At 48.3% G+C, this 20,780-nt stretch carries 16 protein-coding genes, 2 tRNA genes and 3 rRNA genes; 10 read left to right on the forward strand and 11 right to left on the reverse strand.

The window, feature by feature from the left end; translation table 11 throughout:
- Window positions 1-28: 28 nt before the first annotated feature.
- Window positions 29-979: a 4-hydroxy-3-methylbut-2-enyl diphosphate reductase gene (gene ispH, locus DTO96_RS00125; RefSeq protein ID WP_114563840.1), complete on the reverse strand. Its 951-nt coding sequence runs from the start codon at window positions 977-979 to the stop codon at window positions 29-31.
- Between the two features lie 14 nt (window positions 980-993).
- The gene (locus DTO96_RS00130; protein ID WP_225972516.1) at window positions 994-1,470 is read right to left on the reverse strand and encodes an FKBP-type peptidyl-prolyl cis-trans isomerase; all 477 of its coding nucleotides are present in this window, start codon (window positions 1,468-1,470) and stop codon (window positions 994-996) included.
- 83 nt (window positions 1,471-1,553) lie between these two features.
- On the opposite strand from DTO96_RS00130, the gene radC reads away from it, so the two are divergent.
- Window positions 1,554-2,231 (forward strand): RadC family protein, encoded by a 678-nt coding sequence (gene radC / locus DTO96_RS00135; RefSeq protein ID WP_114561647.1) that lies wholly within the window; start codon window positions 1,554-1,556, stop codon window positions 2,229-2,231.
- Between the two features lie 154 nt (window positions 2,232-2,385).
- On the opposite strand, the gene rrf is transcribed toward radC, so the two are convergent.
- The 7 genes from rrf to DTO96_RS00170 form a co-directional block, all read right to left on the reverse strand.
- Window positions 2,386-2,498: ribosomal RNA gene (gene rrf / locus DTO96_RS00140) — 5S ribosomal RNA — on the reverse strand.
- A gap of 226 nt (window positions 2,499-2,724) precedes the next feature.
- A 23S ribosomal RNA gene (locus tag DTO96_RS00145) occupies window positions 2,725-5,599 on the reverse strand.
- 403 nt (window positions 5,600-6,002) lie between these two features.
- Window positions 6,003-6,079: transfer RNA gene (locus DTO96_RS00150), tRNA-Ile, on the reverse strand.
- A gap of 19 nt (window positions 6,080-6,098) precedes the next feature.
- A tRNA-Ala gene (locus DTO96_RS00155) sits at window positions 6,099-6,174 on the reverse strand.
- A 69-nt stretch (window positions 6,175-6,243) separates the two neighbouring features.
- Window positions 6,244-7,787, reverse strand: a 16S ribosomal RNA gene (locus DTO96_RS00160).
- The 16S, 23S and 5S rRNA genes sit together here with 2 tRNA genes alongside, the layout of an rRNA operon.
- Window positions 7,788-8,286: 499 nt before the next feature.
- A complete protein-coding gene (locus tag DTO96_RS00165; protein WP_114561648.1) occupies window positions 8,287-8,757 on the reverse strand; it encodes a DUF421 domain-containing protein in 471 nt (156 codons plus the stop codon).
- A gap of 140 nt (window positions 8,758-8,897) precedes the next feature.
- The gene (locus tag DTO96_RS00170; protein WP_114561649.1) at window positions 8,898-9,506 is read right to left on the reverse strand and encodes a hypothetical protein; all 609 of its coding nucleotides are present in this window, start codon (window positions 9,504-9,506) and stop codon (window positions 8,898-8,900) included.
- A 140-nt stretch (window positions 9,507-9,646) separates the two neighbouring features.
- On the opposite strand from DTO96_RS00170, the gene DTO96_RS00175 reads away from it, so the two are divergent.
- The 7 genes from DTO96_RS00175 (at window position 9,647) to DTO96_RS00200 (ending at window position 16,055) form a co-directional block, all read left to right on the forward strand.
- Window positions 9,647-10,351, forward strand: coding sequence for a response regulator (locus tag DTO96_RS00175; protein WP_114561650.1), 705 nt, complete (start codon window positions 9,647-9,649; stop codon window positions 10,349-10,351).
- A 12-nt stretch (window positions 10,352-10,363) separates the two neighbouring features.
- Window positions 10,364-11,662 (forward strand): two-component system sensor histidine kinase RstB, encoded by a 1,299-nt coding sequence (gene rstB, locus DTO96_RS00180; RefSeq protein ID WP_114561651.1) that lies wholly within the window; start codon window positions 10,364-10,366, stop codon window positions 11,660-11,662.
- A 124-nt stretch (window positions 11,663-11,786) separates the two neighbouring features.
- Window positions 11,787-12,035 carry a hypothetical protein gene (locus tag DTO96_RS00185; RefSeq protein WP_114561652.1) on the forward strand — a complete coding sequence of 83 codons (249 nt, stop codon included), beginning with the start codon at window positions 11,787-11,789 and terminating at the stop codon, window positions 12,033-12,035.
- Window positions 12,036-12,136: 101 nt separating this feature from the next.
- Window positions 12,137-12,322, forward strand: coding sequence for a hypothetical protein (locus tag DTO96_RS12615; protein WP_157964278.1), 186 nt, complete (start codon window positions 12,137-12,139; stop codon window positions 12,320-12,322).
- A gap of 200 nt (window positions 12,323-12,522) precedes the next feature.
- Complete coding sequence (locus DTO96_RS00190) at window positions 12,523-13,050, forward strand: DUF1003 domain-containing protein (protein ID WP_114561653.1); 528 nt, start codon at window positions 12,523-12,525, stop codon at window positions 13,048-13,050.
- A gap of 83 nt (window positions 13,051-13,133) precedes the next feature.
- On the forward strand, window positions 13,134-14,099 hold the full coding sequence (gene ylqF, locus DTO96_RS00195; protein WP_114561654.1) for a ribosome biogenesis GTPase YlqF: 966 nt from the start codon (window positions 13,134-13,136) through the stop codon (window positions 14,097-14,099).
- A gap of 156 nt (window positions 14,100-14,255) precedes the next feature.
- On the forward strand, window positions 14,256-16,055 hold the full coding sequence (locus DTO96_RS00200; protein ID WP_114561655.1) for an autotransporter domain-containing protein: 1,800 nt from the start codon (window positions 14,256-14,258) through the stop codon (window positions 16,053-16,055).
- A 215-nt stretch (window positions 16,056-16,270) separates the two neighbouring features.
- On the opposite strand, the gene yaaA is transcribed toward DTO96_RS00200, so the two are convergent.
- Entirely contained in the window at window positions 16,271-17,062 is a 792-nt protein-coding gene (gene yaaA / locus DTO96_RS00205; RefSeq protein ID WP_114561656.1) for a peroxide stress protein YaaA, read from the reverse strand.
- A 127-nt stretch (window positions 17,063-17,189) separates the two neighbouring features.
- Between yaaA and DTO96_RS00210 the strand changes: the two genes are divergently transcribed.
- Window positions 17,190-17,930, forward strand: coding sequence for a 16S rRNA (uracil(1498)-N(3))-methyltransferase (locus tag DTO96_RS00210; RefSeq protein ID WP_157964279.1), 741 nt, complete (start codon window positions 17,190-17,192; stop codon window positions 17,928-17,930).
- Between the two features lie 244 nt (window positions 17,931-18,174).
- On the forward strand, window positions 18,175-18,726 hold the full coding sequence (locus DTO96_RS00215; protein WP_114561658.1) for a YidB family protein: 552 nt from the start codon (window positions 18,175-18,177) through the stop codon (window positions 18,724-18,726).
- 115 nt (window positions 18,727-18,841) lie between these two features.
- Here DTO96_RS00215 and DTO96_RS00220 read toward each other — a convergent pair whose 3' ends face one another.
- On the reverse strand, window positions 18,842-20,707 hold the full coding sequence (locus DTO96_RS00220; RefSeq protein WP_192879000.1) for a potassium transporter Kup: 1,866 nt from the start codon (window positions 20,705-20,707) through the stop codon (window positions 18,842-18,844).
- Window positions 20,708-20,780 lie beyond the last annotated feature (73 nt).

The raw sequence follows: 20,780 nt of genomic DNA on the forward strand, positions 1-20,780 counted from the left end.
CCACAAAACAGATCGGCTCTTCGATGATTTATAACACTCGAATTGCAATGCTTTGTAAACCTTTCAAGCCTTTAGGTAAAGGAAAACTCACCGTTTCTTCAACGCCTTCCAGCACCCGAACCGAGCTGGCTCCCAAAGATTTAATGCAAGTCAAAACACTTTCAACCAAAACCTCAGGGGCTGAAGCGCCTGCAGTGACACCAACCATATTGACACCATGAAACCAACGGGCATCCACATCACCTGCATTGTCAACCATGTATGCAGCAACGCCCATTTTTTCTGCCAATTCGCGCAAGCGGTTGGAATTAGAGCTGTTGGGGCTGCCAACAACAATCACAACATCAACCTGAGGCGCCATGACTTTGACAGCATCTTGTCGATTTTGCGTTGCATAACAAATGTCTGCCTTTTTAGGTTCAATGATGAGAGGAAAACGCTGTTTCAACGCAGCAATGATGCCCCGCGTGTCGTCGACGGACAATGTTGTTTGAGTCACGTAAGCCAACTGCTCCGGTGTTTTCACATCGATCGTTGCGGCATCCTCTTCAACTTCAACAAGATAAATGCCATCGTCAGTTTGCCCCATCGTGCCTTCCACCTCAGGATGCCCTTTGTGACCAATCATAATGACTTCAAGTCCTTGTTCACGCATTTTGACCACTTCCACATGCACTTTGGTCACCAATGGACAAGTCGCATCAAAAATGTGCAACCCACGTTCTGCCGCTTCAGCCCGAACTGCACGGGACACGCCGTGTGCAGAAAAAATAACCGTGCTTCCCGCAGGCGCTTCACTGAGCTCCTCGATGAATACAGCCCCTTTAGTGCGCAAATCATCCACCACATATTTGTTGTGTACAATTTCATGGCGCACATAAATAGGCGCACCAAATTGAGCCAAAGCCCGCTCAACGATCTCAATGGCTCGATCAACACCCGCACAAAAACCACGTGGTTGAGCCAAAAGAATATCCATTGACTGTCCACCCATCACAGCACCCCAATGACTTTAAGCTCTAAACGCAAAGATTTACCCGCCAAAGGATGATTAAAATCAACCCAAGCACCAGTTCTTTCATGGTTCCAACCTTGGAACACCCCAGTCATGCGATAACCATTTGGCATGGCAAAATCAACAAAATCCCCTTTGGCAAAAGCATCGGCCTGTGGATTTCCTTCCAACAGCAAGCCCCGACCAACCTCTTGGCGCAAGCCAGGATTGTATTCACCAAAAGCCTCCATGGCCGTCAAATCAAAAACCTCATGCGCGCCCTCAGTCAGCCCCATCAAGCGCTCCTCCATAAAAGGGGCAAGCTGAGCCTGCCCAATCGCAACAGTCGCAGGATTCCCATCAAAAGTATTTAAAAAATCACTTAAAACATCATCCAACACCGTTAATCGATAGTGCAAAGTCACATGAGAATGTGACTCAACCACAGGCAAGTTAACTTGTTTAAACATTGACATGACACTCCTAAGCTAAAAAAATATAAAAAAACATAAGGCTGATGTTAATATAAAGCCCTTTTAACTTGACCATTATAAACTATATGCCGATCACCGACTGGCTTCCAGAAAACCGCCCGCGTGAAAAACTCATCGCTCACGGCGCCTCCTATTTAACAGATGCCGAGCTTTTAGCTATTTTTCTACGTGTAGGCATTGTTGGGAAAAGTGCGGTTGACCTTGCCAATGAGCTGATTCAACATTTTGGATCATTATCCGCCCTGTTCAATACCAACTTGAACGAATTATCAAAAATAAAAGGCATGGGCGAAGCCAAATTTGTACAACTACAAGCTGTATTGGAAATGAGTCGGCGCGCACTGGGCGATCAATTGAAACAAAATGCGGCGTTCAATGACATCTCATCACTTAAAACATTTATTCAATTACAACTGGCACATAAAACAGAGGAAACACTCCTTGTTTTATTTCTCACCCCAACACTCAACTTAATTTCAGCCGAAATCATCGCCACAGGCGGGCTCACCCATGTCAGCTTACCCATCCGAAACATCGTTCAACGAGCGCTATCAATCAACGCCCACGGTCTAATCTTGGCGCACAACCACCCTCATGGCAAAGCTCAGCCATCAGCCGAAGACATTCAAAGCACACAAATCCTTAAAGCTCAACTCCATCCCCTGAACCTCCACCTACACGACCACGTGATCACAGCGGAAGGAGATGCTGCTTATAGCCTTGTCGAGCACGGCTTGCTGTAGCAGGCATGGACACAAGAATAGCCCTCATCAATCCAAAGCAAGCACCGTGCATGTACTCTAACACAGCCAATGGATGGTTTATTGGGTTGCATCTGATGGTTTCAAATGCGCATAAAAAAACCCCAGCTCAAAGAGCTGGGGTTTAGTATATAAAGCCTGACGATGACCTACTTTCACACGGGAATCCGCACTATCATTGGCGCTAAGTCGTTTCACTGTCCTGTTCGGGATGGGAAGGAGTGGGACCAACTTGCTATGGTCGTCAGGCAAAGCCTGCATTGCCTGTTATGAGTAGTTGAAACCTCAAACAGCCAACATAAAATCGGGCGTCTTTTGTTGAACTTTCGTCCAACAGACTAGAAACTAAGCATATTTACAGTGACATCCATCTGATTAGGATGGGTTTTAACGAGTTAAATTACATCAATCAAACAAACCGTGATCTTTCGATCATCGATTAGTGCGACGCTTATACTGGAACAACCACAGTTATAAGGTCAAGCCTTACGGGCAATTAGTATTGGTTAGCTTAATGCATTACTGCACTTCCACACCCAACCTATCAACGTCCTGGTCTCGAACGACCCTTCAAAGGAGTCAAGCTCCTGGGAAATCTTATCTTCAGGCAAGTTTCCCGCTTAGATGCTTTCAGCGGTTATCTCTTCCGTACTTAGCTACCCTGCGATGCTTCTGGCGAAACAACAGGTACACCAGCGGTACGTCCATTCCGGTCCTCTCGTACTAGGAACAGCCCCCGTCAAATTTCCAGCGCCCACGGCAGATAGGGACCAAACTGTCTCACGACGTTTTAAACCCAGCTCACGTACCTCTTTAAATGGCGAACAGCCATACCCTTGGGACCGACTACAGCCCCAGGATGAGATGAGCCGACATCGAGGTGCCAAACACCGCCGTCGATATGAACTCTTGGGCGGTATCAGCCTGTTATCCCCAGAGTACCTTTTATCCGTTGAGCGATGGCCCTTCCATTCAGAACCACCGGATCACTATGTCCTGCTTTCGCACCTGCTCGACTTGTCAGTCTCGCAGTTAAGCACGCTTTTGCCATTGCACTTTACACACGATGTCCGACCGTGTTAAGCGTACCTTCGAACTCCTCCGTTACAATTTGGGAGGAGACCGCCCCAGTCAAACTGCCTACCATGCACTGTCCCCAACCGCGATTCAGCGGCCTAGGTTAGAACGTCAAATAATTCAGGGTGGTATTTCAAGGTTGACTCCACTCTGGCTGGCGCCAAAGCTTCATAGTCTCCCACCTATCCTACACAAAACGATTCAACATACAATGCAAAGCTACAGTAAAGGTTCATGGGGTCTTTCCGTCTAGCCGCGGGGAGATTGCATCATCACAAACATTTCAACTTCGCTGAGTCTGCGGAGGAGACAGTGTGGCCATCGTTACGCCATTCGTGCAGGTCGGAACTTACCCGACAAGGAATTTCGCTACCTTAGGACCGTTATAGTTACGGCCGCCGTTTACTGGGACTTCAATCAAGAGCTTGCACCCCATCATTTAATCTTCCAGCACCGGGCAGGCGTCACACCCTATACGTCCACTTTCGTGTTTGCAGAGTGCTGTGTTTTTATTAAACAGTCGCAGCCACCATTTCTCTGAGACCCTTTCACGCTTCTTTGTTCAAGTCACGCTACTGGGGCATACCTTCTCCCGAAGTTACGGTATTAATTTGCCGAGTTCCTTCTCCGCAGTTCTCTCAAGCGCCTTAGAATACTCATCTCGCCCACCTGTGTCGGTTTGCGGTACGGTCTTGTATGACTGAAGCTTAGAGGCTTTTCTTGGAATCACTTCCAGTTACTTCGTGACCTAAATCACTCGATCGATGACCTTGGCTAATGAGCGCCGGATTTGCCTAACGCTCGCCTACATCACCTAAACCAACTCTTCCAACCGTTGGATAACCTTTTACGATCCGTCCCCCCATCGCATCATACAATGGTACAGGAATATTAACCTGTTTCCCATCAGCTACGCATTTCTGCCTCGCCTTAGGGGCCGACTAACCCTACGCCGATGAACGTTGCGTAGGAATCCTTGGGCTTACGGCGAGGGGGCCTTTCACCCCCTTTATCGCTACTCATGTCAGCATTCGCACTTCTGATACCTCCAGCACGCTTTTCAACGCACCTTCACAGGCTTACAGAACGCTCTCCTACCATACGTGCAAGCACGTATCCGCAGCTTCGGTTATAAGCTTAGCCCCGTTACATCTTCCGCGCAGGACGACTCGATCAGTGAGCTATTACGCTTTCTTTAAAGGGTGGCTGCTTCTAAGCCAACCTCCTGACTGTCTTAGCCTTCCCACTTCGTTTCCCACTTAGCTTATATTGGGGACCTTAGCTGGCGGTCTGGGTTGTTTCCCTCTTGACACCGGACGTTAGCACCCGATGTCTGTCTCCCAAGCTCATACTTTACGGTATTCGGAGTTTGCCATGGTTTGGTAAGTCGCAATGACCCCCTAGCCATAACAGTGCTCTACCCCCGTAAGCAATACTTGAGGCACTACCTAAATAGTTTTCGGAGAGAACCAGCTATCTCCAAGTTTGTTTAGCCTTTCACCCCTATCCACAGCTCATCCCCTAATTTTTCAACATTAGTGGGTTCGGACCTCCAGTTGGTGTTACCCAACCTTCATCCTGGCCATGGATAGATCACTTGGTTTCGGGTCTACGCCGTGCTACTGTCGCCCTTATCAGACTCGCTTTCGCTACGCCTCCCCTATTCGGTTAAGCTTGCAACACAACGTAAGTCGCTGACCCATTATACAAAAGGTACGCAGTCACGGAACAAGTCCGCTCCTACTGTTTGTATGCATGCGGTTTCAGGATCTATTTCACTCCCCTCCCGGGGTTCTTTTCGCCTTTCCCTCACGGTACTGGTTCACTATCGGTCGATTACGAGTATTTAGCCTTGGAGGATGGTCCCCCCATATTCAGACAGGATTTCTCGTGTCCCGCCCTACTTGTCTGATGCTTAGTACCTAGGTTGAGTTTTCGTATACGGGGCTATCACCCTCTATAGCTGGACTTTCCATTCCATTCTACTAACTGATCCTATATCACATCACGGCTGGTCCCATTTCGCTCGCCGCTACTTTGGGAATCTCGGTTGATTTCTTTTCCTACGGGTACTTAGATGTTTCAGTTCTCCGCGTTCGCTCCACTGACCTATGTATTCAGTCAGCAGTAACCCCTAAGGGTTGGGTTTCCCCATTCAGATATCTCTGGATCAAAGGTTATTTGCCACCTCCCCAGAGCTTTTCGCAGGCTATCACGTCTTTCGTCGCCTGTAATCGCCAAGGCATCCACCACATGCACTTAGTCACTTGACCTTATAACTCTGATCGCTCAGGTCATAAAGTGTTCGCACTAGTTTTGACACACACATTTACATGAGTATGTGTGTCGGTTTGTTTGCCGTAATTTCAAGTGCCAATTCATTGCTGAATCGACGTCGTATTCTTCATACTACTTCTTGAGAACTACTTTATTTTGATGCAATCTAACCCGTGTTAAAACATGCATTCAATTCCTTGAACACATCATATTATCACTGTTAAATTTGCTTGGTTTCTAGTTGTTAAAGATCAGCCGGGCATTGCTGCCAGCGCGTTTGCGCTATAATCCTTCGTAAAGGATTAAGCATCAGCACTTGTCAATGCGGATACTTAATGATTCACTTGGAATAAGACAAGTCGAAATTAAACAACAATAAATACTTTAAGAACAGTCATGTGGTGGGTCTTGATGGACTCGAACCATCGACCCCTGCGTTATCAACACAGTGCTCTAACCAACTGAGCTAAAGACCCGTCTTCGATCCAACATTCTTGGTGGAGGATGACGGGATCGAACCGACGACCCCCTGCTTGCAAAGCAGGTGCTCTCCCAGCTGAGCTAATCCCCCATTAGGATTTACTGTTCTTTTGTTTAACATTCCGATAAGTGTGGACGTTTATGGCTTTTCTATCTCTAGAAAGGAGGTGATCCAGCCGCACCTTCCGATACGGCTACCTTGTTACGACTTAACCCCAGTCATGAATCCCACCGTGGTAATCGCCCTCCTTGCGGTTAGGCTAACTACTTCTGGTGAAACCCACTCCCATGGTTTGACGGGCGGTGTGTACAAGACCCGGGAACGTATTCACCGTGACATTCTGATCCACGATTACTAGCGATTCCGACTTCATGGAGTCGAGTTGCAGACTCCAATCCGGACTACGATCGGTTTTATGGGATTGGCTCCACCTCGCGGCTTGGCAACCCTTTGTACCGACCATTGTATGACGTGTGAAGCCCTACCCATAAGGGCCATGAGGACTTGACGTCATCCCCACCTTCCTCCGGTTTGTCACCGGCAGTCTCGCTAAAGTGCCCAACTTAATGATGGCAATTAACGACAAGGGTTGCGCTCGTTGCGGGACTTAACCCAACATCTCACGACACGAGCTGACGACAGCCATGCAGCACCTGTGTCCACTTTCTCTTTCGAGCACCTAATGCATCTCTGCTTCGTTAGTGGCATGTCAAGGGTAGGTAAGGTTTTTCGCGTTGCATCGAATTAATCCACATCATCCACCGCTTGTGCGGGTCCCCGTCAATTCATTTGAGTTTTAATCTTGCGACCGTACTCCCCAGGCGGTCTACTTCACGCGTTAGCTTCGTTACTAAGGAAATGAATCCCCAACAACCAGTAGACATCGTTTAGGGCGTGGACTACCAGGGTATCTAATCCTGTTTGCTCCCCACGCTTTCGTACATGAGCGTCAGTGTTATCCCAGGAGGCCGCCTTCGCCACCGGTATTCCTCCACATCTCTACGCATTTCACTGCTACACGTGGAATTCTACCTCCCTCTGACACACTCTAGTCTGACAGTTACAATCGCAGTTCCCAAGTTAAGCTCGGGGATTTCACGACTGTCTTATCAGACCGCCTGCGCACGCTTTACGCCCAGTAATTCCGATTAACGCTTGCACCCTACGTATTACCGCGGCTGCTGGCACGTAGTTAGCCGGTGCTTATTCTTTAGGTACCGTCATCCCCAACCAGTATTAGTGGTCAGGCTTTCTTCCCTAACAAAAGAGCTTTACAACCCGAAGGCCTTCTTCACTCACGCGGCATTGCTGGATCAGGGTTGCCCCCATTGTCCAAAATTCCCCACTGCTGCCTCCCGTAGGAGTCTGGACCGTGTCTCAGTTCCAGTGTGGCGGATCGTCCTCTCAGACCCGCTAAAGATCGTCGCCTTGGTGAGCCTTTACCTCACCAACTAGCTAATCTTCCATCGGCCGCTCGTTTGGCGCAAGGCCCGAAGGTCCCCTGCTTTCAACCATAGTTATATGCGGTATTAGCCACTCTTTCGAGTAGTTATCCCCCACCTAACGGTACGTTCCGATGTGTTACTCACCCGTTCGCCACTCGTCAGCAAAGAAAGCAAGCTTTCTTCCTGTTACCGTTCGACTTGCATGTGTAAAGCATGCCGCCAGCGTTCAATCTGAGCCATGATCAAACTCTTCAGTTTAATTCATTGCTTTCGCATTTGCCGTATCGCTACGGCTACTCAAGTATTGACTGACATTTTAATTCAAATGGCTTTAACACCATTCTCATTGCTTTGTTTCGTCAAGTATGAGCCTCTATGGTTTAACGTCTAGAACCTAAGCTCTCGACTACACCACAAACGCCCACACTTATCGGCTGTTAATTTTTAAAGATCTTGTCTTTCCGAAGCAGAACCTTGGCTCTTTTTCGCTGCACCGTCATCAGCACAGAAGCGAGATTATGAAGCATTCAAACCAGTTCGTCAAGCATTTTTTTAAGTTTATTTTTTAACATCAACAACAAACTCGAACGCCCAACTAACCCTTCACACCGCTTTTTCTCGCCGCCTCAGCAGCAGAGAAACGAGATTATGAACACTTTCGTCTACACTGTCAATAGGTAAATGGCATTTAAAATAAGACTAAATTCTTAATAAAAGATAAATCATTGTTTTTTATTTATATTTTTTCAAATGAGGCTCACATTTCATTTTTTTTAATGACACTGATTTGCCCATTGGTTTCTAAAACTGCCAGTCGAACCTCATCAAGGCAAGAACAATCATTTTGGCGCAGCGCGTCATTTAGCTCGTGATGGGTGATTTTGTTATGTTTCAAGACATCGCTGTATAAGTAACCATTGTGAACCAGCACTTCTGGGCGCCCTTCCACAATTTTCTCGATTTCTTTATTTCTAAAAACCAACCATGCAATGATTGTATTTAGGCCCACAAGGGTGACGGTGATGATTAAGCCTGCTGTAATGGTGTTGTCTCCTCCGTTCATTGCATTTTGAACGCCGTTCGATAACAGCAGTAGCAACACAAAGTCGAAAGGCGTCAACTCTCCAATTTGACGTTTACCCGTGAAGCGCAAGACAACCATCACAAACAGATACACCATTGCGGCGCGGACAATGAACTCCCAATAAGGAGCGGATAAATTCCACATGATTTTCCTTTACATCCGGTTACATTTCTAAACAATGTGTAACACTTGCTTGATTAAGGTGACTTTATAGTGCTGTTTGCATGGTTAACAAACAGAATAAAGCCGTCATTTTTTCTAAAAACGCAACGATGCAAAAAGCTTTATTTACGCTTATGCCTAGGCTGCTGCGACAGTTTGATCTTAGCTGCAACATGATGTTGCGCATCAATTCGTGAGCGCTGCGATGATTTCAACACAGGGATTTGCTTGCCATGATGGGCACGTTGGGATGGGTGTACTTTCACTTTACGCGGTCCTTCCTTTGCTGTTAAAGGCTTGACTTTCATGCGTCCAAGCTCAGCCTTATGCTGGGGCTTGTGGTGTGCCATGTGCGAAAGCTTAGCCGTTTTCGGATGTTTTACTGTTACATGATGCGGCTTTACGTGATGCTTTACGTGATGCTTTACGTGATGCTTTACGTGATGTTTTATATGGGCTTTTTTATGCGCTTGCTGCATGCTGATGCGATGTGAACGGGAACTGCGATGGTGTTTTTTTGTGCTGTGCTTAATCACATGTCGACGATGATGCACTTTTGTGCGGCGTGCGCCTGTTGACTCGTGGTGGCGAACGGCACCACTATTGCGAGCAAAAATAGAAACAGTTGCGGATGTGCTGACAGGGTCTTCGGTGTGCAAGACCTCTTGCGCGAAACCCTGGGTAAACAGCAGAGGTAAAACCAAACCAACGGCAAATACTATTTTTTTCATAATGTCTGTCCTCAATAACGGGTGGTCAAGAAAGCCGTTATTCTAATTTGAACCAAAATTATTCAAGTAACCAAATGTAATTCATATCCTACAATACAATGACAACGAAATCCTCACCCATTACCCATTAAGAGATCGCCATGACCACACGCCTTGTTTTCGCCGAAGACGACACTGCCCTCGCGGGTTTACTCAAAGATTACCTTGAACGCCATGATTTTCAGGTCACGGTTGTGCACGATGGTGCACATGTCATGGAGGTGGTTCAACATGAGGCACCTGATGCGGTGTTACTTGACATCATGTTGCCCAACATTGACGGCCTGACATTGTGCCAAAATTTGCGCACGTCATATCAAAAGCCCATTATCCTCTTCACCGCAAATGACAGTGAAATCAAACACATTTTGGGTCTTGAGCTGGGCGCAAATGATTACATTGTTAAAACAACATCACCTTCTATTTTGCTGGCACGGCTTCAGTCACAATTGCGTCAATATCAACCCACACAATCCGCCATCATCCCAAGCAACTCGCTGATTCACATTGGTCAATTGACCATCGACAAAACGAACCGCACGATACTCATTGGCTCAGACAGCATCAATCTGTCTTCTTCTGATTTCGATATGCTGTGGCTGCTGGCCTGTCATGCAGGCGAAATCCTAACACGCGATCAACTGCTCCGCGCAACGCGAAACATTGATTATGATGGGCTTGACCGCAGTATTGACATTGCCATTTCGCGCTTACGCAAAAAACTATTGGATGATGCCGATGAGCCCGCTCGCATTAAAACCATTCGCAACAAGGGTTACCTGCTGTCCCCCTCGGGTTGGAATTAAGGAGAACCCTGCATGCGCCGCACCTTTATTAAATTTTATGTCATTTTATTGGGTTGTCTTTTAACCATTTCCATTTTATTTGGTGCTGTGTATAAAAATGCCATAGATGAAATCAGCGAAAACTACTTGGGTGATTTGCTGGCCACCGTATTGAACTTAATTGGCACAGAGTTACATGAATTACCTCCCGATCAATGGAAGGCTGCATTACAGGAGCGCCACCTCGATACCACCTTCAGCCTCGACATTCAACCCGCCAATACCTACGAACTGGATCCCGAATCCATCATTGCTTTGAATAAAGGTGAAATCATTGCTTTAACCGACGACAACATGTATCTGCAAAAAATACAAGGCAGTGATTACGTCGTGATTGCCGGCCCCGTCAGCTATGCCTTTTTTTTGGAACAACTCGCATGGGTCGATTATGCCCTGTTTATTGCCATCGCCTTATCACTTGCCATCCCAGTGTATTTTTGGATGCGTCCACACTGGCGCGACTTGAGCACATTGGAAGCTGCGGCCAAAAATGTCAGCAATGGTGATTTATCCACGCAAGTTCAACTCAACCCACGCTCTGATGTGCAGCCGATTGGGTTGGCATTCAATCAAATGACAGGCAGCATTCAAGAACTTGTGGCCCGCCAAGACACATTGATTCAAGACATCGCTCACGAAGTACGCACACCTTTGGCACGACTGCGCTATCGACTGGCGTTGCAAGAATCACCCGATCCAGCCACAGCACAGATGCACGATGACATCGATGACATCGATTCATTGATCGAAGAGCTCTTATTCAGGGCACGGGTGGATTCAAGCCCCGCTGAACGCCAAGATTTTCCAGCGTTGGCTTGGCTAAACGAACGCATGACACAGGCCGCACTCAACGCAGAACCGCACCTCATATGGCAGGCCGATGCCACGCCCCACTCAGGTTTAATTCAAGCGAATGCCATTCTCATCACACGCGCTTTGGACAACTTACTCAACAACGCCAAACGTTTCGCCAAAACCACAATCATTGTCCGCTGGACAGAGACCCAAGACCACCAACAACTCACGGTCGAAGACGATGGGGGCGGCATCCCGACAGAGCAACGCACACGAATCTTTGAACCCTTCATGCGTTTGGACAACAGCCGAACGCGCGCAACAGGCGGACATGGCTTGGGCTTGGCCATTGTGGCCTCAATTGCCAAAGCCCATGGGGGGCAAGCGCGCGTGACCGACAGTCCACTTGGTGGTGCGCTGTTCAGCATGCAGTGGCCAAAGGCAAATTTGGCCACCCCCGAACCCGCCATGCGCTGATGTACATCATGTTACAAATCACAACATCATCGCTACAGACACCCCAAACCACCGCCTTTACAATTCATGTCATGAAAGCCCTCTCTGCTTTCATTCGCCACTCACTTTCTTTTAAGGATTCATCATGAAAAAAATCATCGCCCTCGTTTTGACCACTGCTTTTGGTTTAACTTCAATCAACAGTTTTGCCAACACTTCTGCAACTGCCGCCACACCAGTAGCCACACCGGCAGCAGCAAAAACAGCGGCCACGCCAGCAGCCGTTAAAGCACATCACGTTACCCATAAAGCCAAGCACCACAAATCGGCGAAACACCACCACGCACACAAAGCATCTGCCGCTCCAAAAATGACACCTGCTGCTAAAAAGTAAGACGCCTCATCAAACAGCGTGCATCAATGACGCTCAACACACAAGGGTGCCTGAACAGGCACCCTTGTGTGTTTCGACTTTTTTGCTAAAAGGAGTATTTCATGAAAACCGCGATAATCTTGATGCTGACCATGTATGGGTTCATCACCATAAACAGCTTTGCCCATGATGTATTGCCCGCCATTCATTCATTCCATCGGCTGCCCACAAACACTCAAACCACACCCTTAATCAAGCATCACCACATCCACCGAGCCACATCGGCCAAAAGAATAGATCCCACTTAAAGGGCTCGGCTCATCCATGCTTGATTGCTTGATTGCTTGATTAATTAATCCATCTTGACTTGAATCCCATCGGTGATTTCATTTTTAATTTGCCCACACCCGCAGCTCACAAGTAACGATACAATGCCCTTATCATTATGAAAGAATAAATTTCGAGCACCACGCATCCGTCGCTACAACCAACGCCCACTGGACATCCCATGACCGCAAAAAAACATCGAGCCCCCGCCAACTTGACCAAACGCCTGTTTCGAACAGAATGGGAATACCTCACACAAGATGAACGAGACACCATTGAAAAGGCATTACACCGCATCAGCATCCCACGCGATGCCAACCATGAATTTGAAGAAGAAAGCACTTTTGGTCAACGCGCTGCCGACGGCATCGCCTCATTTGGTGGCTCGTGGACATTCATCATTCTATTTTCAGTCATTTTATTGCTTTGGGCTTTCATCAACACCGAAGTACTCGGTCCACGACACGAAGCATTTGACCCCTATCCCTATGTCTTTCTGAACTTGATTCTATCCATGCTCGCCGCCCTCCAAGCCCCGGTCATCATGATGAGTCAAAACCGTCAAAGCGCGCGCGATCGGTTGGATGCAGAAATCGACCATGAAGTGAATGTACGCGCCGAATTGACCGTGCGTGACCTCGATGCACGCATGATGGACATTGAAAGTAAGCTCGATCTGATCCACACATCATTGATGCAAGACAAATAGCATGCCGCAATGCCACCCCACACAAAGGCATGAACGGCTATAATTACGGTCAATCCGTCATTTAATCATTTATAAAGCCACACATGTCCATTCAATGGTTCCCAGGTCACATGAATTCAGCGCGCACCAAAGCCGCTGAAACCATGGAAACGACCGACCTCGTCATCGAAGTACTCGATGCCCGCTTACCTCAGGCATCGAGCAACCCCATCGTGCACGAACTGCGCATACACCGCCAACGCCCATGCTTAAAGATTTTAAATAAATCAGACCTCGCTGACCCAGCTGCCACCAAAGCATGGATTGAACATTTTAATGCGCAAAAGAACACCCACGCCATCGCATTGAGTTGCAAAAACCCAGCAGAAGTGCACAAGATCCCAAACATTTGTCGCAACATCGCCCCCCATCGCAACGACTCGACCAAACCACTGCGCATGATGATCATGGGTGTGCCCAATGTGGGCAAATCAACCTTGATGAATGCATTGTTGAAAAAACGCGTGGCCAATGTCGGCGATGAACCCGCCGTCACCAAAACACAACAACGTTTACTGCTCGGTAAGGACATGGTGCTGGTCGACACCCCAGGCATGCTGTGGCCAAAAATCGCCATGCCATCTGACGGCCTCATGCTCGCCGCCAGCCATGCGGTGGGCACAAATGCGGTATTTGAAGACGAAGTCGCCATTTATTTGGCCGACCTGTTGCTCGTGCGTTACCCCGCTTTAATCAACAAACGCTTCAAAACCGACGACATCGAAACAGCAGATGGTGTCGGCCTCATCGAACACATCGCCAAAAAGCGTGGCTACCGCCTCAAAGGAGGCACACTCGATTTCGACAAAGCCGCACACGCACTTTTGCTCGATTACCGCAGCGGTGCGATTGGTCGAATCAGCCTAGAAACCCCCATCAGCCGCGCTGAAAGTTTAATCGCCTTTCAACAAGAACAAGCCGAAAAAGAAGCCAAAAAAGCACAAATTGAAAAAGAACGCGCTGAAAAAGCCAACCGAGGCAAACGCGACAGCCAACAACCCAGTGAATGACAGGTAAAAATCCATGCTGCGCTCACTAAATGCAGGTGATTAACCTTACATTTTCTGCATTGCACCATCGAATAATAGAACGCGCGTACGTATAAATGATATTCTTCTGACTGATCAATCCATATTAGCAACACAATCAGCCTCAGGAGACACACCATGCGCACCCACGTTTTCAGCCGCAAAGCTTTACCACTCATCCTCACCAGCGCGCTCATGGGCGCGCATTTTTGCGCCCATGCCTATGATGGTGTGGTGATTTTTGGCGACAGCCTGTCAGACGGCGGCATTTATGGCAGCCGCTTCACCACCAACCCCGGCCTCACTGCAGCGGAATATTTTGCCCAAGGCTTGGGCTACACCACAACCACGTCGACCACTGGCGGCACCAACTACGCCCAAGGCGGCGCACGCGTGAGCTCGCCTTCAGCCTCGACCCCAGCAGGCTTCGCACAACGCCCCGTATCCACCCAGCTGACCGAATACCTCAGCAGCACAGGCGGCCTTGCGAGCAACAACTCAGTCTATGTCATTCAAGGGGGCGCCAATGATTTGTTCCAAAACCTTGCGATGGTACAAGCGGGTGCAATGACCCAAACAGAGTTAGAGCAAAACATCATCAGCACTGGTAAATCATTTGCCCAACAAGTCGCCACTTTACAATCAGCAGGTGCAAAATACATCGTCGTACCCAACGTACCCAACCTCGGCGCCACCCCAGCGTTCTCAGGCGTATTGTCCAGCACAGGCACAAAAGTTTCTGTTGGGTACAACACCGTCGTGCAACAAGCATTGGCGGCTTATGGTGCAAATGTCATCGCAGTGGATACCTTTGGTTTAATCAATGAAGTGGCGGCCAATCCAAGCCTGTACGGCTTCACCAATGCCACCACACCTGCATGCGCCACCCCAACCTCATTGGTATGCTCACCCGCCACATTGGTCAGCCCAAATGCTGCCAGCACATACGTCTTCGCCGACGGTGTTCACCCAACCACGGCCGCACAAAAATTGGAATCGCAATACATGTTGTCGGTCATCAATGCGCCCACACAAATGAGCTTACTGTCCGCCGCACCGCTTGCAGGTGGCATGAGCCGCCAACGCACATTGGCAGCCAACATGCCACATGCTGGTAACCGCACATGGCACACGTTTGTGGATTACGACCACACCCCCACCAAATACGGCGAAGCCAAAAGCACAGCCAATACATTTTTGACGGGCATCGACCGAGGCGTGGGCACGGGTCGTGTTGGCCTGAGCGTGGGCTATCAAAAGTACAGCACATCGTTCGGCACAAGCGCAGGTGGCTTTGACATCAAAGAGCCTTCAGTTGGTCTGTACTACAGTCACGGCATCGGTGCCGATGGTGAAAATGGCAACCTCCTCGCTTCACTCAGCTATGGCAATCTGAAACTGTCCAACCTCAAGCGCAACATCAATCTCGGCAATACAACCCGCACCGAAACAGGTGAGACCAGCGGTCACCATTGGTCACTCGGTTTGGCCGCAGATGTCACCGCAGGGACATTCGCCAATCGCCGTGTCAGCCATGGCCCCATTGCCAGCTTGAGCTACGAAGACATCAAATTCAATGCATTCGATGAAACCAGTGGCACCAGCACCGCCATGAGCTATGGTGCGCAATCACGTCGAGGCTTTTTGGCCTCACTGGGTTATCAAGTGAAAGGGCACTTTGGCCGCTTCTCGCCATACGCCAAAGTGGCTTATGAATTCAATGGCACACGCGGTTCAGATGTGAATGCGCGCGTTAAAAATGCTTACAGCAGTTTCACAACCCCCGCTCTGGAAACCAGTGATGGTTTCCGCGCTGAGCTGGGTGCGGCCATGGACATCAGTCCAATGGTCAATGCACACGTGGGCTTGGGCAGCACATTTGGCAAAGACTCAGGTAAAGAAACATCGTTGAACATCGGTGTGGATGCGAAGTTTTAAACCGAGGCACTTTGAAACCACGTTTATGTTTTTTAAAAAGCCAGTCAAACTTGACTGGCTTTTATATTGTCTTTTATGGTGAAATTCTCAAACAATTCGCGTTGGTTGCGCCTTCATTTGAAGCGTCTCGATTTTTTGCAATTGCCTCGCTCAACACCCTTCACCTTAAACAGCATGCGTCGATCTACTCAGCACAAGCAACCAGGGGTTTGCGATCAGCGGTGCTTCTGCTCATCGCGCACAAACACCAACTGAGTCGCCCCATGTTTACCTTTTTTCTCTTCTAAAAAACGATAACCTTCTTCAGAAAAATCTTTCAGTAATTCAGGCTTGCTTATTTTATGTTGCACCAACCAACGCGCCATCACGCCGCGCGCACGTTTGGCAAAAAAGCTGATGATTTTATATTGACCATTTTTTTCATCTTGGAACACAGGTTGAATCACAGGGTATTGCAATGTTTTCAATGACACCGCTTTAAAATATTCATCTGATGCCAAATTAATTAAATGCTTGGATTTGTGTGTGGACAGCACCTCATTCAACTGAGCTGCCAAAGCCTCACCCCAAAAAGCATACAAATTTGCACCTTTGTCATTCGCCAAAGCCGTACCCATTTCCAAGCGATAGGCACGCATGAAATCCAAAGGACGCAGCAGGCCGTACAAGCCCGACAAAATCCGCACATGCCCTTGCGCCACATTCAACTCTTTCCCGCTCAAGGTGCTGGCGTTGAAACCATCGTACACATCACCGTTAAAGGCCAAAATCGCCTGTTTGGCAGACTCCGCATCAAATGTGGGCTGCCATTCGTTGTTACGTGCCACATTCAATGTCGCCAACTTGTCCGACAAATGCATGAGTTGTGCCAAAGCAGGCACATCATAAGCGCGTAACAATTTGATCAACTCAGTTGATTGCTCAACAAACTGTGGTTGTGTGGCGGTCTTAATGTGTGGCGGCGTGTCAAAATCTAAACTTTTGGCGGGCGATAAAACAATCAGCATGAAGCTCCTTGATGCGGCTTTGAAGCCGAGGGACAATTTCTAATATTCCAATAAACAGCCGTCATTTAACCACATTCACGCGTAAAATGCACACATGCGCTGTGCGCTGACTTTTTTACGGACGACCATGATTTCACGCTTTTACCTTCCACAGCCATGGGCTGCACTCAACACGCCATTCACATTAACCGACGACATTTTTCGTCACGCCATCACCGTGCTGCGCTTGCGTGTGGGCGACACCTTTGTTGTGTTCGATGGCGAGGGTCAAATGGCGCAAGCGCATCTGATCAATGTTGAAAAAAAATCAGCCCAAGCGCAACTCACCGACATTGAACAACACAGTGTGGAATCCAATCTACAGATCACGTTGGCACAATGCTTGTCCTCCGCCGACAAAATGGACTGGACGATCGAGAAAGCCGTCGAGCTTGGTGTGACCCGCATCGTTCCACTGTTTTCTGCCCGCAGCCAAATCAAACTATCCGCCGACCGAGCCGATAAAAAAGTAGAACACTGGCAACGCATCATCACCGCCGCTTGTGCGCAAAGCGGCCGCAACCACCTGCCCAAGCTCAGCGCACCGATGCAACTGAATGCATTTCTAAGCGCAGAAAAATCCATCGACAGCCACAAACTCATGCTGCACCCACGCCATGCCCAGCCCCTCAGAAGCCTCGCAGCCCCCACATCTACACAGGCGGTTGTACTATTGATCGGGCCAGAAGCTGGATTTGACGACAACGAATTCAATAATGCTCAAGCATCACATTTCACCCCAACCTTACTGGGGCCGCGCATCTTGCGCACAGAATCGGCGGGGCTGGCCACCATTGCTGCCCTGCAAACCCTGTGGGGCGACTTTTAAGGGTGATTGTGTATCATGTGATTCAAAAACGAAGTACAAAACCCCTTGCAAAATGTGTGTATAAATTTTATGCTAAAAACTGATACGCTCGTTCACACAAGCCATAACTTCATGCTAATATTCGCGCATGCGTCGGGTCAAAGACACCCACCGCAGCTCGCAGCGAAAAGCAATTGCTTTATTAAAAGGGCTTGATTGTTTTTCACTTCTATTAAAAAAAGCAATACAGATCAAAGGACACATCATGGGTTTATTAGACGGACTTTTAGGCGCAGCTTTGGGTGGTAACAACAGCGGCGGCATCCAAGGTGCTTTGTTGCAAGCTGTACTTAGCCAAGTTTTGGGTGGCGGTCAAAGCAACAACGCCAACAGCGGTTTGGGCGGCATGCTCGGCGGCTTGTTGGGTGGCGGTCAGCAACAACAAAATGGCGGCGGTTTGGGTGGTTTACTTGGAGGCTTGTTGGGCGGTGGTGCAAACACAGCTGACGTACACAACCAAGCCGCAGGCGGCTTGGGTAACTTAACAGGCATGTTGAGCCAACTCGGCTTGGGCGACCAAGTGAACTCATGGATCGGCACAGGCGAAAACCAACCCGTCACAGCCGATCAAATTCAAAGCTCTTTGGGTCAAAATGGCACATTGACACAGATCGCTCAACAAGCGGGCGTGTCTGAACAAGAAGCTGCAGGCGGTTTGGCTGATTTATTGCCAGGCCTGATCAACAAATTGACCCCCAACGGCAAAATTGATGCCAATGACATTGGTTCTGTATTGGGTCAATTGATGGGTAAATAATTTGCCCTGCAAAGGGCAGATGCAGTAGAAGCACATTCACAACAACGCCAAACGGGCTGCTTTTCAAGCAGCCCGTTTGGCGTGTGTCGTTCCATTGGGTTGCACCGTTAATGAGTCATAAAGACACCTGAGCTCCCAGTTCAACCACACGATTCGGCGGTAGATTAAATGATGAGGTCACGCTTTCAGCTTGGCGAAACATGCCTGAGAACACAGCAAACCGCCATCGGTTCAAACCACCCAAACCATCGACCAATGTTGATCGTGCGAGAAAATACGTTGTATTCATTGGATCCATATACAAGCTTGGGGATGGCAATTGACTCAATGCAGCAGCAACATCGGTTTCTTCTCGGAAACCAAAATTAACACGGATGTTGAATACATTCGGGGCAATCTCTTCCACCTGTAACCGATGGCTCTCAGCAATATACGGGACATTTGGACTGGTGACATTGAGAAAAATCACCTTTTCATGCATCACCTTGTAATGCTTTAAATTATGAAACAACGCGCTTGGTACCAAGGTTAAGTCCGAAGTCAGATAAACCGCTGTGCCAGATACGCGCGGTACATCTGCAAAAGAACTGTTCAAAAACACATCCATCGGGATGTTAATGGCACGGCGCTGCTCATCAAGCAATTGAGAACCTTTGCGCCACACGGTCAACAATACATAAATACCTGAACCAACCACCAAGGGCAACCAACCTCCACTCTCCACCTTGGTTAAATTTGAGGACAAGAACAAAACCTCAAAAATCGCAAAAATACCCAATACAAATAAAAAGACCATTTTATATCGGCTGCGGGTGTGTAGCACAATAAAGGCCAGCAAAACCGTAGTGATCATCATCGTACCAGACACAGCAATTCCATAAGCCGCAGCTAAAGCGCTAGAAGAACCAAAACCCAGCACCAATGCAACCACTGCAACCAACATCACCCAGTTAATGCTCGGCACATAGATTTGTCCTTTTTCAAAATCTGAAGTGTGCATGATGTTCAGACGAGGCAGGAATTTCAAACGCGCGGCTTGTAATGTCATCGAATACGCCCCTGCAATCGTCGCTTGCGATGCAATCACTGTCGCACAGGTTGCCAAGAATACCAACCACACCATCAACACCCCAGGTGCCAACATGTAAAATGGATTACTCACCGCTTCTGGTGAGCGCAAAACCAATGCGCCTTGACCAAAGTAATTGAGCAAAAGCGACGGCCAAACCAACCCATACCATGCCAATCGAATCGCACGCGCCCCAAAATGTCCCATATCCGCATACAACGCTTCACCACCCGTTAGACCGAGAAACACAGCTGCAAGCAATATGAAAGCCAATTTAGGCTCATGGATGGCCAACTGCAAAGCGTACATTGGGTTGATTGCGTGTAACACCACAGGGGTTTGAACGATACTGTGTATGCCCATGACCGCCAACGATACAAACCAAACCACCATAATGGGACCAAAAAACAAACCACCAATTTTTTGTGTCCCATACCGTTGTACCAAAAACAAACCAAATAAAATCACGATGGTCAGTGGCACAACGATCCCTTCAAAACCACTGGTCAGCACCCCAACCCCTTCAACGGCAGATAAGACAGACACCGCTGGTGTTAAAAATGAGTCCGCATAAAAAAGAGCGGCAGCAAAAATCCCAGCACCGACCAACCAACTCGAACGAATGTGTTTGTCCTCTGCAAGCCGTTGCGCCAAAGCTGTCAAAGCCAATACCCCGCCTTCCCCTTCATTGTCAAACCGAATCACCACCCACACGTATTTGATCGCAACAATCAAAAATAACGCCCAGAAAAAAGCGGATAAAGTCGCCAACACATTGGCCTCAGTCAACGGCATGCCATGAGTAAATGCCTCTTTAAATGCATACAATGGGCTGGTGCCAATGTCACCGTAGACCACACCCAGTGCAGCGAGTGCCAAAGCACCTTGTTTTTGTTTTATATGTGAAGACACATCAACTCCTATAAGTTATAGCGATAATGATCAACAATCGAATGTTTCATTCGCAGGTGCTGGTCTTTTTAAA

This window comes from Ephemeroptericola cinctiostellae (genome assembly GCF_003339525.1).
GTDB classification, from domain to species: Bacteria; Pseudomonadota; Gammaproteobacteria; order Burkholderiales; family Burkholderiaceae; genus Hydromonas; species Hydromonas cinctiostellae.

Excerpts from the sequence above, each read along its gene's own strand:
- ispH (WP_114563840.1), bottom strand. The coding sequence starts at position 979 with ATGGATATTCTTTTGGCTCAACCACGTGGTTTTTGTGCGGGTGTTGAT.
- DTO96_RS00130 (WP_225972516.1), bottom strand. The coding sequence starts at position 1,470 with ATGTCAATGTTTAAACAAGTTAACTTGCCTGTGGTTGAGTCACATTCT.
- radC (WP_114561647.1), top strand. The coding sequence starts at position 1,554 with ATGCCGATCACCGACTGGCTTCCAGAAAACCGCCCGCGTGAAAAACTC.
- DTO96_RS00165 (WP_114561648.1), bottom strand. The coding sequence starts at position 8,757 with ATGTGGAATTTATCCGCTCCTTATTGGGAGTTCATTGTCCGCGCCGCA.
- DTO96_RS00170 (WP_114561649.1), bottom strand. The coding sequence starts at position 9,506 with ATGAAAAAAATAGTATTTGCCGTTGGTTTGGTTTTACCTCTGCTGTTT.
- DTO96_RS00175 (WP_114561650.1), top strand. The coding sequence starts at position 9,647 with ATGACCACACGCCTTGTTTTCGCCGAAGACGACACTGCCCTCGCGGGT.
- rstB (WP_114561651.1), top strand. The coding sequence starts at position 10,364 with ATGCGCCGCACCTTTATTAAATTTTATGTCATTTTATTGGGTTGTCTT.
- DTO96_RS00185 (WP_114561652.1), top strand. The coding sequence starts at position 11,787 with ATGAAAAAAATCATCGCCCTCGTTTTGACCACTGCTTTTGGTTTAACT.
- DTO96_RS12615 (WP_157964278.1), top strand. The coding sequence starts at position 12,137 with ATGAAAACCGCGATAATCTTGATGCTGACCATGTATGGGTTCATCACC.
- DTO96_RS00190 (WP_114561653.1), top strand. The coding sequence starts at position 12,523 with ATGACCGCAAAAAAACATCGAGCCCCCGCCAACTTGACCAAACGCCTG.
- ylqF (WP_114561654.1), top strand. The coding sequence starts at position 13,134 with ATGTCCATTCAATGGTTCCCAGGTCACATGAATTCAGCGCGCACCAAA.
- DTO96_RS00200 (WP_114561655.1), top strand. The coding sequence starts at position 14,256 with ATGCGCACCCACGTTTTCAGCCGCAAAGCTTTACCACTCATCCTCACC.
- yaaA (WP_114561656.1), bottom strand. The coding sequence starts at position 17,062 with ATGCTGATTGTTTTATCGCCCGCCAAAAGTTTAGATTTTGACACGCCG.
- DTO96_RS00210 (WP_157964279.1), top strand. The coding sequence starts at position 17,190 with ATGATTTCACGCTTTTACCTTCCACAGCCATGGGCTGCACTCAACACG.
- DTO96_RS00215 (WP_114561658.1), top strand. The coding sequence starts at position 18,175 with ATGGGTTTATTAGACGGACTTTTAGGCGCAGCTTTGGGTGGTAACAAC.